Annotated in this window: 12 protein-coding genes; 2 read left to right on the top strand and 10 right to left on the bottom strand. The window is 39.7% G+C overall.

Annotated elements, in window-relative coordinates:
- Positions 1-3: 3 nt before the first annotated feature.
- The 6 genes from ctaG to cyoE form a co-directional block, all read right to left on the bottom strand.
- The gene (gene ctaG / locus KHB02_RS09440; protein WP_213140868.1) at positions 4-909 is read right to left on the bottom strand and encodes a cytochrome c oxidase assembly factor CtaG; all 906 of its coding nucleotides are present in this window, start codon (positions 907-909) and stop codon (positions 4-6) included.
- A 143-nt stretch (positions 910-1,052) separates the two neighbouring features.
- Positions 1,053-1,388 (bottom strand): cytochrome c oxidase subunit IVB, encoded by a 336-nt coding sequence (ctaF, locus tag KHB02_RS09435; protein WP_213140869.1) that lies wholly within the window; start codon positions 1,386-1,388, stop codon positions 1,053-1,055.
- A gap of 4 nt (positions 1,389-1,392) precedes the next feature.
- Positions 1,393-2,019, bottom strand: a complete 627-nt coding sequence (locus KHB02_RS09430) for a cytochrome (ubi)quinol oxidase subunit III (protein ID WP_213116455.1) — start codon at positions 2,017-2,019, stop codon at positions 1,393-1,395.
- Positions 2,019-3,893, bottom strand: a complete 1,875-nt coding sequence (ctaD, locus tag KHB02_RS09425; protein ID WP_213140870.1) for a cytochrome c oxidase subunit I — start codon at positions 3,891-3,893, stop codon at positions 2,019-2,021. The genes KHB02_RS09430 and ctaD overlap by 1 nt, the downstream gene beginning before the upstream one ends.
- A gap of 31 nt (positions 3,894-3,924) precedes the next feature.
- The gene (gene coxB / locus KHB02_RS09420; protein WP_213140871.1) at positions 3,925-4,983 is read right to left on the bottom strand and encodes a cytochrome c oxidase subunit II; all 1,059 of its coding nucleotides are present in this window, start codon (positions 4,981-4,983) and stop codon (positions 3,925-3,927) included.
- Positions 4,984-5,096: 113 nt separating this feature from the next.
- Positions 5,097-6,023 carry a heme o synthase gene (cyoE, locus tag KHB02_RS09415; protein WP_213140872.1) on the bottom strand — a complete coding sequence of 309 codons (927 nt, stop codon included), beginning with the start codon at positions 6,021-6,023 and terminating at the stop codon, positions 5,097-5,099.
- Between the two features lie 564 nt (positions 6,024-6,587).
- Here cyoE and KHB02_RS09410 point away from each other — a divergent pair.
- Positions 6,588-7,496, top strand: a complete 909-nt coding sequence (locus KHB02_RS09410; RefSeq protein WP_213140873.1) for a COX15/CtaA family protein — start codon at positions 6,588-6,590, stop codon at positions 7,494-7,496.
- 35 nt (positions 7,497-7,531) lie between these two features.
- Here the strand turns inward: KHB02_RS09410 and pyc are convergent, their stop codons facing one another.
- The 3 genes from pyc to KHB02_RS09395 all read right to left on the bottom strand — a co-directional run bounded on the left by pyc (position 7,532) and on the right by KHB02_RS09395 (position 12,715).
- Positions 7,532-10,975 (bottom strand): pyruvate carboxylase, encoded by a 3,444-nt coding sequence (gene pyc, locus KHB02_RS09405; protein WP_213140874.1) that lies wholly within the window; start codon positions 10,973-10,975, stop codon positions 7,532-7,534.
- 63 nt (positions 10,976-11,038) lie between these two features.
- Positions 11,039-12,241 carry a putative lipid II flippase FtsW gene (ftsW, locus tag KHB02_RS09400; RefSeq protein ID WP_213140875.1) on the bottom strand — a complete coding sequence of 401 codons (1,203 nt, stop codon included), beginning with the start codon at positions 12,239-12,241 and terminating at the stop codon, positions 11,039-11,041.
- 192 nt (positions 12,242-12,433) lie between these two features.
- On the bottom strand, positions 12,434-12,715 hold the full coding sequence (locus tag KHB02_RS09395) for an Fpa/YlaN family protein (protein WP_213141311.1): 282 nt from the start codon (positions 12,713-12,715) through the stop codon (positions 12,434-12,436).
- Positions 12,716-12,881: 166 nt separating this feature from the next.
- Here KHB02_RS09395 and KHB02_RS09390 point away from each other — a divergent pair, with 166 nt between their 5' ends.
- On the top strand, positions 12,882-13,379 hold the full coding sequence (locus KHB02_RS09390) for a peptidyl-prolyl cis-trans isomerase (RefSeq protein WP_213140876.1): 498 nt from the start codon (positions 12,882-12,884) through the stop codon (positions 13,377-13,379).
- A 25-nt stretch (positions 13,380-13,404) separates the two neighbouring features.
- Here KHB02_RS09390 and KHB02_RS09385 read toward each other — a convergent pair whose 3' ends face one another.
- The gene (locus KHB02_RS09385; RefSeq protein ID WP_213140877.1) at positions 13,405-14,733 is read right to left on the bottom strand and encodes a PhoH family protein; all 1,329 of its coding nucleotides are present in this window, start codon (positions 14,731-14,733) and stop codon (positions 13,405-13,407) included.
- Between the last annotated feature and the right edge of the window lie 206 nt (positions 14,734-14,939).

The raw sequence follows: 14,939 nt of genomic DNA, 5'->3' as shown, positions 1-14,939 counted from the left end.
CCTCTATTTAATAAGCGATGGATTTAATTTTTGATTTAAATCGCGCTCTGTTTCTGCTTGGTCCTTACGATACCATTCAAAAAAGACGCGGAAAAGGATTACCCCATAAATGATTTCCTGCATAATCTTCATCAATACCCCGCCAAGCTGTTGGTCGTGTATTAAGGACATCGAACTAAACAGCTCAGGACCGCTTAAATTTAAGCTGTTAAAATTAGCGGTACCTACACACAAGCTCATCACGTTGCCCCATACATGCGGATCAGAATAGGTAGCATAGATTGGTGTGTCAGCAAAGATAATCAATGCGCAGGCCGGTGTTAATAGAATGCCATCCGCAAAAATATACCCAACCTTTTTTAAACCGCTTAGGGTTTGATGCTCAGGAAGCTGATTAATTAATGGCCACCACATAAAAATGGCAACGACAAACAATAGAATCGAATAGCCTGCATGCAGCCAAATATTTTGCATGACATGATCAAAAATGATAGGAACATGGTAAAACGAAAATAACCCGTTAAAGATTATTAGAGCCATAAGCGGTCTAGTGAAAAACTTAAAGAGAGAGTTAAAAACTCCGATGCGTAAAACCGCTCTCCACAGCCATGCAGGTACACCCAAAATGAATAAAGGAGGAACAATCAAGACCAGTGCAGCCATCTGTATCATATGAATATAAAACATCAAATGGGCCATTAAGTCCAATGGAGATCCTTTAATAGCGTACAAAAGAATCATTGAGGTAAGAAATAAAGACCCTTGCTGCCATGTTAATGGCTCACTGTCCTGGAAACGGTGTCTAAATCTTGTGGTTAGAAGAAAAAATCCTCCTGTCAAAACAATCATAATCAATAAAAAATACGGGCTCCATAGCGCTTGAAAACCAAATATATCCAAGGTAAGCACTGCAATATCACCTCTAAAATAGTTAAAGAATCATCAATTTTATTATACCCTTGGCTTTTGGGATAGGCAAAGAAATGATGCTGCATATGTTTTCCATTTACTAAAAAAGAAAATCGGCTAAAAAGCCGATTTTCTTTTAATTCCTACCACCAAATAATGGTCATAAATGCCCAAATCATAACTAAGCCAACAAATAAACCTGAAAATAGGAATAATGTTGGGGCCTCATGGCCTTTATGACTCATATGCATAAAATAAAACAATTGGAAGACTACTTGCACAGCAGCCAAAAGAACGATAAATGGTATTGTAAACCACGCTGTAAATCCTTTAGCAGCTACAGCAGCAAAAGCAACCAATGTTAAGAAAATCATCAAAGCAAATGAAATGACTTGATATCTCATCTCTTCCGCACTTTTACGGCGGCGATATTCAAGGTCAACTCTTGGGTTCCCTGAATTTAATTGTTGATTTGCCATCAGTTTATCCCACCATTCCCATTAAATATACAACTGTAAAGATGAATACCCATACAACGTCAATAAAGTGCCAATATAAACTAAATACATAGAATTTTGGCGCATTGTACAAGTTTAAGCCACGTTTTGCATTACGGAACATTAACGATAAGCACCAAGCTAATCCAAAAGCAACGTGTGCTCCGTGGAAGCCAACCAAGGTATAGAAGGCAGATCCAAAGGCGCTGCTGGTAAATTTATGGCCTAAATGGACATAATGGTTAAACTCATAAACCTCTAGTCCTAAGAACCCGAATCCTAATAAAGCAGTAAGCCCTAACCACACCATCATTTTTTTGAAAGCAAAATTTTTCATGTGGTAAATTGCGTAAACACTTGTTAAAGAGCTTGTCAATAACAGCATCGTTGCCACGAAGGTCAACGGAAGTTCAAATAAATCCTTGGCCAGCGGCTGAGAAGTATTTGGCACCTTATCCTTTAACGAAAGGTAAGTGGCAAAGAGAGAGGCGAAAAGCACAGTCTCTCCCCCTAAGAATAACCAAAAACCTAAAAACTTATTTTTCGCTTCAAGGGTTGATTTCTCAGGCTCTGCAGGCCAAGTTTCATAAGTTAATTTTTCTTCAGCGTGCATTATGCCTTAACCCCCTTATTATCATCATCATTCATTAATTCTTCTTTATGAATATGGAAACCATGGTCGTCTTTAACAGAGCGTATTAACATGGAACCAAATGTTACGAGCAGACCAATAAACAAGACTGGCAATGCCCATCCCTTATCATCTACATGGTACATAGCACCGAAAGCGGCGATGAAAAGACCAAGAGATGTTGTAAATGGCAAGAAAGAAGAGTTTGGCATATGAATATCACCAAGCGGCTCAGCAGGAGTCATTTCTTTCTTTCCTTCCATTTTTTCTAACCAATAAGCATCCAAACCGCGAACAAGTGGAAGCTGCTTAAAGTTATAGAACGGCGGTGGAGATGGAATAGCCCACTCTAATGTACGGCCGTCACCCCAAGGGTCATTTCCAACTCGAACATTTTTAACAGATGTCACAACGATGTTAATCAATAGCACAATAACACCGACAGACATAAAGGCAGCTCCAATGGAACTAATCATGTTAGAGGTTTCAAAGCCCTGACCTGGCAGATAGGTAAATACTCGGCGAGGCATACCCCATAAACCAAGGAAGTGCTGGATAAAGAATGTCATATGGAATCCGATAAAGAAAGTCCAGAACGTAATCTTACCCATTGTTTCATTTAACATTGTTCCAAACATTTTTGGCCAATACAGATGTGTACCAGCTAAAAGCGCTAAGACTACCCCACCAACAATAACATAGTGGAAGTGGGCAACAACGAAATATGTGTCATGGTATTGATAGTCAGCAGCAGCAGAAGCAAGCATTATCCCTGTTACTCCACCCATAACAAATGTAGGTATAAAAGCAAACGCATAGTGCATTGGTGTTGTAAATTTAACACTTCCGCCCCACATGGTGAACAGCCAGTTAAAGATCTTAATACCTGTCGGCACCCCAATTGCCATTGTAGCTACAGCGAAGATAGCATTTGCTACCGGACCAAGACCTGTTGTAAACATATGGTGCGCCCAAACCATGAATCCTAAGAAACCGATTAGAACTGTTGCAAACACCATAGACGAATAACCAAATAAACGTTTTCTTGAGAACATTGCAAAGATTTCCGAGAAAATACCGAAAGCTGGTAAAATCAAAATGTAAACTTCCGGGTGTCCAAAAATCCAGAATAAGTGCTCCCAAATTACGGTATTACCACCTTGGGCAACTTCAAAGAAATTAGCTCCAAATAGACGGTCAAACATCATTAATACCAACCCCACTGTTAATGGAGGGAATGCAAAAAGAATAAGTGCTGAAGTTACAAATGTTGTCCAAGTGAACAACGGCATCCGCATGTAAGTCATCCCTGGCGCACGCATATTAATGATCGTTACTAGGAAGTTAATACCACCAATCAGTGTACCTAAACCAGAAATCTGTAAACCTAGAACATAGAAATCAACACCATGTCCTTTGGAGTGAATAGCGAGAGATGCATAAGAAGTCCAACCAGCATCTGGTGCTCCTCCTAAGAACCATGAAAGGTTTAAGAAAATACCACCAAAGAAGAACAACCAAAATCCTAATGCGTTCACATAAGGAAAAGCTACGTCACGAGCACCAATTTGAAGTGGCATAATGGCATTCATGAACGCGAACACAAGTGGCATGGCAGCCAAGAAAATCATTGTTGTTCCGTGCATTGTAATGATTTCATTAAATGCGCCGGCGCTGACAAAATCATTGTTAGGAACTGCAAGCTGGATACGGATGAAGACAGCTTCGATACCGCCAATTAAGAAGAAAAATCCACCTGCAATCAGATATAGGATGGCGATTTTTTTATGGTCAACAGTTGTTAAAAAGTCCCATAAAGTTGCACCAAATCCCTTTTTTTGAGCATAGGTACTCACGTTTTTACCTCCCTTTCAACCAATTCCCCTATTAGTCCTGAACCTTTAAGCCCATCAGATATTCTGCTAATGCATTTAGCTGATCTTCGGTCATTTCCGGATATTTACCAGTCATAGTGTTACCCGGCTTATAGGTTTCTGGAGTACGAATCCAATTTTTAACTTCTTCCTTATTATGGTCCAAAATACCAGCAACACGTGATCTTTCGCCAAAGTTTGAAAGGTTCGGGGCGATACGGGCTGTTTCCGGCATTTTATTCTCAGGTGTTACAGCATGGCAGCCGATACAGCTTTTATTGAAGATATCCTGTCCTTGCTGTGCTAGAGCAGTTTGCGCTTTTTCAGGCGCTTTAACACTCTGCATATCTTTTACCCAAGCATTAAAATCGTCTTTGCTCATCGCTTTTACTTTAAAGTCCATTAAAGCATGGGATGGTCCGCAAAGCTCAGCACATTTCCCGTAGAAAAGATTTCCTGCTTCATTGGCTTTTTCTGCATCAAACTCTAACCAAAATTTATTAATATTGTCTGTATTTGTATCAAGTTTTCCGCCTACAGCCGGAATCCAGAAGGAGTGCTTAACATCCATGGATTTCAAGCTAAAATATACCTTTTCATCGGTTGGTACGACAAGTTCTTGGCTGGTTACAATCTTTTGTTTAGGATATTCGAAATCCCACCAGTATAAATGAGAACGAACATTAACTACAACTGCTTTAGAGTTTTTGTCATCCATTGTTTTAACATCTGCAAGCTTAAATGTTGCGGAAACAGTTGGAACAGCTAGAACCAAAAGCAAAAGTATCGGAATAACGGTCCAAATAATTTCTAATTTATGACTTCCTTCCACCTGTTTAGGTATCCTGTCATCCTTCCTTCTAAAACGGAAAAAGACGATAACAAAAACTAACATAACTACAATAATAACGCCAACCATAATTATCGTACTTAGCCCCATCAAATCGTACTGGATGTCAGCAACTTCACCGGCTGGAGTTAATGTGGATAAATATGGTTTTCCACAACCGGAAAGTACAAGCGCTACTATCGCAAACAGCGAGAATAAACGCCAATTTGCAAGCCTTTTCATGCTTAATCAAACCCCTCTTTCACTTTTAGTATATTATTTTATTGATTGATCAAAGAAGTATGTACGACCCCTTTCCCGAAAGAAATTTCTTCAGGAAAGATACGTCAGCAAAACTAGATTAATGTAACTATAACCATCGCCACAAAAATAATAGTCAAATATTGCAATGAATAAACAAACATTAGTTTTGCCCACTTTATGTCATCTTTGATCTTATATCCATAAATCCCTAATGCCAGCCAGCCGAGATTTAAAACGGTGGCAAGAATTAGAAATGGGATTCCTAATTTAGTAAGAAAAAATGGGATTGGCAAAAGTGCTGCAACCCAGAGTACAATGTGAATTTTTGTGGTTTTAAACCCTTTTACTACCGGAAGCATTGGGATGTTCGCGGCTTTATACTCCTTCACCCTTCTCATCGCCAAAGCATAGAAATGAGGCGGCTGCCAAACAAACATTAAAACAAATAATGCCCATGCCATGACATCAAGATTTGCATCTACTGCAGCCCAGCCAATCAACGGTGGTACAGCTCCGGAAATACTGCCAATGATGGTATTAGAGACCAGCTGTCTTTTCGACCATAATGTATATAAGAAAACATAACTAAAAACTCCAAGCAGTCCTATTACTGTTGCAGTTATCGTTGTAAACAATAAAAACAGTGTTCCCAGTCCTATAAGTAAAATACCTAATCCCAGAACTTTTACCGGCACCACTTTCCCGGTAACAGTAGGTCTAGATTTTGTTCTTTCCATTAAGTGATCGATATCCCGGTCAACGTAATTGTTTATTGCACAGGAACCGGCAACGATTAAAGCCGAACCCGCCACTGTAAAGAAGACAATATCTAAATTATTCAAAAAGCTAAGGCCGGAAAAATGCAATGCGAGCCAAAGACCTGTAAAGACAGTGATCAGATTGGAATTAACGATTCCAATTTTGATAAGGGCCATAAAGTCTTTCCAAACGGATGTTTTTTCTGAAACAGAATCCAGGCTTGTCGCACCATTTCCTATGGCAGCCTTTGAGTTGGACATTTAATTTCTCCTCCTGATTCTTAATACTGTCCTTTATCACTTGATGAAGCATACCCTCATTATGTATATCGTGATTTCAATAACACTTTCTCTGTATATTAAATCACACTTTCGGGAATTTTTGTGAACTTTTTTTGAATAATTTTTGACTAATTTGTGACTAAATAAAATTTCTTCTTATTTTCCCCTTGTTCAGACCATTAAAGTTTTGTAAAAAAATAAAAAGGAAGTCTTTTATGTATTTATTTCAACAGTATGAATATAGGATTGTCGGAATTAAGACTGCAGTATGCAACCCTGTCGGTCTCTTGAAAAATTCATCCCTCTATAGTTCTAACAGACTACACCTTAAGTTTCAACGTTTTCCACTATAATAATAGTGATAAATTAACATTATCCATTTTCAAAAAAAATCCTATAAGAAACTAGGCTGAAATTCTGTTCTTTTTTTGGATAATTCGTTATGATGTATAAGTACTTTTAATCTTGCTTCTTTTTTTATCCATTATACTGTCAAGAATTTTTTTTGACAAATTATTGAACTTTAGTTAGAGGTGAAATTTTTTGCGACGCTCTTTGAAGTGGTTGGCTGTTGCCACCACCATTGGAATGATACTTATTTTACTCGGCGGGGCACTCGTTACCAAAACGGGTTCTGGAATGGGCTGCGGAAGATCTTGGCCATTATGCCACGGCAAGATTCTGCCTTCGGACATTACACCGGAACTTATTATTGAACTTGCCCACCGGCTTGTTTCAGGTGCAGTCGGCATCATGGTATTAATATTGTCCGTTTGGTCGTGGAAGGCAATCGGTCATATAAGGGAAACAAAATTTCTTTCCTTTCTGTCTTTTTTCTTTCTGCTGCTCCAGGGGTTAATCGGAGCTGCTGCAGTAAAATGGGGACAATCTGATTTCGTCCTGGCTTTACATTTCGGTATTTCTCTCATTTCATTTGCGGCTGTTTTCTTATTAACGCTGCTCATTTTTGAAATCGATAAAAAGTTCGCCGCCGAGAAACTCTATATTGATAAACGGATGGGTTTCCATATTATTGGCGTTACCATTTATAGTTATATCGTCATTTATACCGGCGCCCTTGTCCGTCATACAAAATCAAGCCTTGTCTGCAGGGATTGGCCATTTTGTCTAAACGATTCTCCCGGACTTCCAAGCAATCTATATGAATGGGTGCAAATGGGCCACCGAACGGCCGCGGGCTTGATTTTTCTCTGGATCCTTTACATTACTGTGCTTGCTGTCCGTCATTATAAGCACCAAAGAGTCCTGTATTGGGGCTGGATTATTTCGTTGATTTTGGTATCAATGCAAGTAACCGCAGGCGCATTTATCATTTTTAGCCGCCTAAACCTTTACATCGCCTTACTGCATGCTTTTTTTATTACTTGTTTATTTGGTCTCTTAAGCTATTTTGTCCTTTTGTATTCAAGGTCAAAAAGGAACTTTCATTAAAAAAGGCTGTCTCGAGTTTGAGACAGCCTTTTTCTTTATGCTTTAACTAGTTCAATCAAGAGGTCACCGGTTTGGATAGAGTCACCGTTTAATGCGTAGATGTCTTTTACAACACCGGAAAATGGTGCTTGAACGGTCGTTTCCATCTTCATCGCTTCCGTAATCATCAAATGATCACCACGTTCGACCTTTTCACCCTTCTCTACCAATACTTTAATAACTGTTCCAGGCATCGAGGCGGAAATATGGTTTTCATTTTTCGGATCCCCTTTAAGTCTAGAGACAACCTTTGCTTTAATACTCTCATCTTTTATAACCACTTCACGAGGCTGGCCATTTAATTCAAAATAGATGACTCTTGTCCCGTCTGCCTGCGGCTGACCAATCGAAACTAGTTTCACAATTAGCGTTTTACCTGTTTCGATTTCTACTTCAATTTCTTCACCCAAGCGCATTCCATACAAGAAGGTTGGAGTATCAAGAACGGAAATATCCCCATACAGCTCTGTTGTTTTAGCATATTCCATAAACACCTTTGGATAAAGGGCATACGAAATAATTTCAAAATCAGTTACCTGTCTTCCCAATTCCTCATAAAGTTCTTCTTGTAACGTATTAAAATCAACTGGTTCAAGCAGTTCTCCAGGTCGCACTTCCAAAGGCTTCTTGCCTTTTAAAATCACCTTCTGCAGCTCTTCAGGGAATCCGCCATGCGGTTGACCTAAATAACCTTCAAACAATTCAACAACTGAATCAGGGAAATCGAGCGAATTTCCTTTTAATACGACGTCTTCCTCGTTTAAGTCATTTTGCACCATGAACAACGCCATATCGCCAACAACCTTTGAGGATGGGGTTACCTTGACAATATCGCCAAACATTTGGTTTACACGGGAGTACATTTCCTTTACTTCATCCCAGCGCTCGCCAAGCCCGACTGCCTTTGCCTGCTGCTGAAGGTTGCTGTATTGCCCCCCCGGCATTTCATGCTGATAAATTTCCGAATGCGGCGACATCATTCCGGACTCAAAATCTTGATAATATTTACGGACATCCTCCCAATAATGGGAAAGCTTTTCTAGAGCATCGATGTTTACATCAGGCTTTCGCTGATTGCCTTCTAAAGCGTAATAAAGGGAGTTACCACTCGGCTGGGAGGTCAACCCTGCCATTGTACTCATGGCAACATCGACAATATCTACACCTCCGTCGATTGCACGGGCATAAGTATAAATCCCATTACCACTAGTATCATGAGTATGAAGGTGGATTGGTATATCGATTGTCGCTTTTAATTCTGACACAAGCCGGTAAGCAGCTTCTGGCTTCAATAGGCCCGCCATATCCTTTATGCCAAGAATATGGGCACCTTGATTTTCAAGCTCTTTGGCGAGGTTTTTATAGTATTCAAGATTGTATTTCGTTCTCGTAGGGTCCAATATATCCCCAGTATAACAAATGGATGCTTCGGCGATCTTTCCGGTCTGCCTTACAGCGTCGATAGCCACTTCCATTCCCTTGATCCAGTTTAAGCTGTCAAAAATTCGAAACACATCTATCCCAGCCGACGCTGATTGCGTAACAAATTCCTTGATCAAATTGTCAGGATAGTTTTTATACCCAACAGCATTTGCTCCGCGAATTAACATTTGGAAAAGAACATTCGGAATCTTTTCGCGAAAATTCAAGAGTCGGTCCCAAGGGTCTTCCTTAAGGAACCGGTAAGCCACGTCAAACGTAGCTCCTCCCCACATTTCAAAAGAAAATAGCTCTGGCAATAGCTTTGCTGTCGGTTCGGCGATATGAGCGATATCAGTTGTGCGCATCCGTGTTGCCAGCAATGATTGATGGGCGTCCCGGAAAGTTGTGTCAGTTAACAGCACCTGCTTTTGATCTTTTACCCACTGGACGAGGCCATCTGCTCCTTGCTTTTCTAAAATTTGTTTAGTCCCTTCTTTATATGCTAAATCAAATGGCAGAGAAGGAATTCGCGGCTTTGAAAAAACAGGTCTTTTCTTCTTTTCAATGCCCGGAAAACCATTTACTGTGACGGTGCCGATATAGGACAGCATTTTTGTTCCCCTGTCTTTACGGACTGGGAAAATAAACAGTTCTGGTGTTGTATCAATAAAGGAGGTATCATACTTGCCGTTTAGGAACAATTCATGTTTCACAACGTTTTCTAAAAATGGAATATTCGTTTTGATTCCTCTTATCCTGAATTCCTGCAAATTACGAACCATTTTTGCAGCGGCCTGTTCAAACGTCAATGCCCATGTGGAAAGCTTCACTAATAATGAATCATAGTAAGGAGTAATGACTGCGCCTTGAAATCCATTCCCGGCATCCAGTCGTACGCCAAAACCACCGCCAGAGCGGTACGCCATAATTTTGCCGGTATCAGGCATGAAGTTATTTAACGGGTCTTCTGTTGTAACCCTGGATTGAATAGCATATCCATATAAAAGAATTTTTTCTTGTTCCGGTATCCCAATTAAAGGCCCATGCAATTCATGTCCTTCGGCAACTAAAATCTGTGTCTGGACAATATCGATACCTGTTACCATTTCCGTAATAGTATGCTCCACTTGAACACGAGGGTTTACCTCAATAAAATAAAAGTCATTCTGCGAAACTAGAAATTCCACTGTTCCTGCATTGATGTAATTGACATTTTTCATTAATTTTACAGCCGCATTACAAATCTGATTTCTTAACTCATCAGTAAGAGAGACGCTTGGAGCAATCTCGACCACCTTTTGGTGGCGCCGCTGGACAGAGCAATCCCTGTCAAAAAGATGAACGATATTTCCTTCTTTATCTCCAATAATCTGAACCTCAATATGTTTAGGTTTTTCAATTAATTTTTCCAGATAAACATCATCGTTTCCGAAGGCTGCCTTTGCTTCTGATTTAGCCCGTTCAAATGCTTCACGAACTTCTTCGCGGCTTCTGACAATTCTCATTCCTCGTCCACCGCCGCCAAGCGCTGCTTTGATGATGATTGGGAAGCTATATTCTTCGGCAAATTCCAGCACTTCCTCAACACTGTTAACAGGGCCGCCGCTCCCTGGTATAACTGGTATTCCCGCCAGTTCAGCCTGATAGCGGGCTTTTACTTTATCGCCAAACATATCTAAATGTTTAGATGCAGGACCGATAAACACAATCCCTTCTTCTTCGCAGCGTCTGGCAAAGTGGATATTCTCCGACAAAAACCCATAGCCCGGATGAATGGCGTCTGCACCACTTCTTTTAGCAATCCCAATGATTCCTTCAATATCTAAATAGGCATCAATTGGTTTCTTCCCTTCGCCCACTAAATATGCCTCATCTGCTTTATAGCGATGATAAGAGCCGGAATCCTCTTTTGAATAAATCGCAACAGTTCGAATATTCAGTTCAGTACAGGCGCGAAAAACCCTGATTGCAATTTCTCCACGGTTTGCAACCAATATTTTATTTATTTGTCTTGCCATATAAAACACCTCAATCTATGTATTTTTAAAAATGCGGGAGGCTGATAATCAGCCCCCTCATTTTTATTTCATATAAATAATTTTTCCATTACCGCTTTGCACTTTAGTATCCACTGTTTGTTTTTTGGTTTTATATTTTTTCTCATATTTAACAAACATAGAAACGTTCACAAGGATTCCCATTGCCGCAGCCAGCATTAACAAGGAGGAACCTCCATAGCTGATGAACGGCAGCGGAACACCTGTTAACGGAATAACCCCAGAGATCCCGCCAAGATTAATAAATGTTTGAATCCCAATCATACTTGAAATCCCAATCGCGAGGAGACTTCCGAAGGGGTCCTTACATTGCAAGCCGATATAAATCCCACGCAAAACAATATAAGCTAGCAGCAGAATGACAAAGCCTACACCCCAGATTCCTAATTCCTCGGCAATTACCGCCATAATAAAGTCAGTATGAGATTCCGGCAAATAGCCTAGCTTTTGAATGCTTTTACCTAGACCCAAACCATTTATACCGCCCTGCCCTATCGCAATAAAGGAATTTGCAAGGTGAAATCCAGCGTTTTGGGCATCAGCAAACGGATCTCCCCAGGATGAGAATCGTTCAAGCCGTTTTTCAGAAAAGATAAACCCCTTAGCCGCAATAAAAAGAGGCAGGATAATGATTATAGCCATTACAAGCAGTTTTCCAATCGTTTTATAATTCATTCCAGAACTAAAAATGATCATGCCGGCAATGAGGGCAATGATGCTCGCTGTGCCGTAATCAGGCTGAAGAGCAATTAATACACAAACTATAAAAAGAAAGAAAATTGGAGGTAGTACCCCTTTGTTAAATTGATTGATATAATCCTGCTTTTTCGAATAAACAGCTGCCAAATAAATGATAATTGCCAGTTTCACAAATTCAGAAGGCTGAAATTTAAAACCACCAATCTGATACCAGCTTTGTGCACCGCCTGCGACAGTACCAAATACGAAAAGTCCCAATAAAGTGATAAGGGAGGTCAGAACAATAAATACCATTACTTGCGTAAACTTCATAATTTTATACGGAATGATAGCTGTAAAAAGGAAGATGAAAGCAAACAATAGCAGCCACATTTTTTGCTTTTGATAAAAATAATCACTTGGCACATCATACCTTTGGACGGCCCAGGCCATGCTGGAGCTATAGATCATGATTAAACCAAAAGTACATAAAAGTATAATGGCAATGATTAGAGAATAATCATATGATTTTAATATTTTCTTTACCATGCTTACATCCTCATTTTCAATTTAGGTTTATACCATTCTATTATAATCGAAATTTCATGTTATGACTTGAGGAAACAATTATTTGTTACAAGATTTTAATAGAGAAAATTCAGAAAAATGAGGTAAAAAATATTAACTCTATATATAACAAAAAACTCAAACAATCGCAAGCATTGTTTGAGTCCTTTTGTGTTATTTTTTTATGGATGCATCGTGAAGCGCAGATAGTTCTCGTTCCAATTGATCTAAAATCGCTTTCCCATCCTTGCTATCTATTAAGCCCAATCTTACCGCAAAGTCTATTTCTCTAGATAGGCCAAACATTTGGGTATCCAACACCTCTTCATAAAGAGGGCATTGAGGCATCGTGAGATTGTCCATTTGCACTTTGATAAGCTTTAATATTTTTTCAGCGTCTGCCTGCAATAAGGCAAAAGCTTTTTCCTGGTGATTCACGATCATTTCAGACGCCAACATTGATCCCCCCATTTCAGAGCGAATATTCAACTTATCTATAAATTTTACCTTTTGCAGCGAAAAATTGCAAGAACAATAAGCCTTAGCTGCCGCTCGATTGAATAATTATGACTTTCGAGCAGAAAAAGGCTATACTTAATAATGTAAATAAGGAGGATTGACCATGGAACGCATTATCAATATAAAAGGTAAAGTAAAATATCCAATCACACTTGACCCAAGTGTTTGGATTTTCGATGATCGCCGGCTTGATTTAACTACGCATTTTTTAACTGAAAAAGATAATACCGATTCTACGGAAGCATATACGAAAGCCGTGTCAAAGCACTGGGACCGTGAAATCATGGAAGGAGCCGTCTTCCCTCCGACATTAAAAACAGAGCGCATATATGAAAAACAAAAGATGCTAACCGGAACCTTCGGAATTCTATTTAAACCATTTCTGAAAAATTCCGAGCCGGCAAGCACCGCATCAGTGCTTGTAATTGAAACAGAAGATGATAATTATGAGCTGCCCATAAATGAGGCCTATGAGTTGATTTTGGGATTCTCAGATAAAGGCAAGCAGCTGTCCGCTGATGGCCCTGTTTACGTTTATTTTGGCGACGGCTCAAACCAGCAAAACCCTATTAAAAAAGTAAAAGGTTTTATCGTAAAATAGGACGGGCAATCTTGCCCGTTTTTACTTACAATAAATCCGCGGCTAGCCGTGCCAATCCTGACCTTTCCCCTTTTAATAGTTTCACATGACCGGAAATAACTTGATTTTTAAATTTCTCCACGACATAGGTTAAACCGTTATTATAAGCATCAAGATATGGATGATCAATCTGCTCCGGATCCCCCATTAAAACGATCTTACTGTCCTCTCCAACCCTGGTTATAATCGTTTTCACTTCATGCTTGGTCAGATTCTGCGCTTCATCGATAATAATAAATTGCTTAGGAAGACTCCTCCCCCGAATATAAGTTAGTGCCTCCACCTCAATGGATCCCATACCAGCTAATATTGCATCCAGTTCCCCAGGTTTTTTTGTATTAAATAGAAATTCCAAATTATCAAAAATTGGCTGCATCCACGGCCGCAGCTTTTCCTGCTTTTCACCTGGCAAAAAGCCTAAATCCTTGCCGACCGGAACAATCGGCCGGGCGACGAGCAGTTTTTTATATTCGTGAAAATCCTCTGTCTGCATAAGTCCAGCGGCTAATGCCAGCAAGGTTTTTCCTGTTCCTGCTTTGCCGATTAAAGTTACTAGCGGGATATCTTTTCGCAGCAGCAATTCGATTGCCATTGTTTGCTGTACATTCCGGGAATGAATTCCCCAAACATGCTCTTGGTTCAGCGCTAGCTTCTTGACCTTCTTGGCCGTTATATTAACCATCCCAATCGCCGAGGCCGAGCTTCCGAGGGAATCCTTTAATATCAGAAATTGGTTTGGATAAAAGGTATAATTGGCGATTTCTGAGAGTAGAAGTTCTCCTTTCTCATAATAACGGTTTAACAGGTCTTTTGGGATATAGACCTCAAGAAATCCCGTATATAAAGAATCAACTTCCACCACCCGGTCATTTAGAAAATCCTCTGCAGATAGTCCGATGGCATCTGCTTTTACTCTTACTAATGCATCCTTGCTGACTAGAATAACGGGTTTTCCATTCTCCTTTGTTTGTTCCTCTAAAAACAAATTCTTCGCAACCGCAAGAATTCGATTATCATTCGTTTTTTCAACAAAAATATCCTGAAGCTCATGAAATGATCGGTGATTCAGCTCAATTCTGATGGTTCCTCCATTTTCGAGCGGGATTCTTTCATGGAGCTTTCCCGAGGCTCTGAGACCATCAATTAATCTTGATACATGCCTAGCATTTCTACCGATTTCATCCATGTACCTTTTCTTTGAGTCCACTTCTTCAAGTACGACTGCAGGAATAACTACTTCATTATCTTGAAAGGAAAAAATGGAATACGGGTCTTGTAATAAGACGTTTGTATCTAACACGTATATTTTACTCAAAGCGACGCCTCCTGCTTTACTTGGTGTAAGGAAAGTGTAACATTACTATACATGCCATTTTGCCGGTTGGACTTTGGTAAAATATATGTTTATTGGAATAAAGATAGAAGGTGTTCCGCACAATAATTGTTAGTTGGGACCTTCATATCAAATAGAATATTATGTGAATTTTCCCAGTCTTTTAATTAGCTTTTTGGGAGGGTTTT

Source organism: Neobacillus citreus (assembly GCF_018343545.2).
In the GTDB taxonomy this organism is placed as follows: Bacteria; Bacillota; Bacilli; order Bacillales; family Cytobacillaceae; genus Neobacillus; species Neobacillus citreus.
This window is presented reverse-complemented; position numbering and strand designations above follow the sequence as displayed.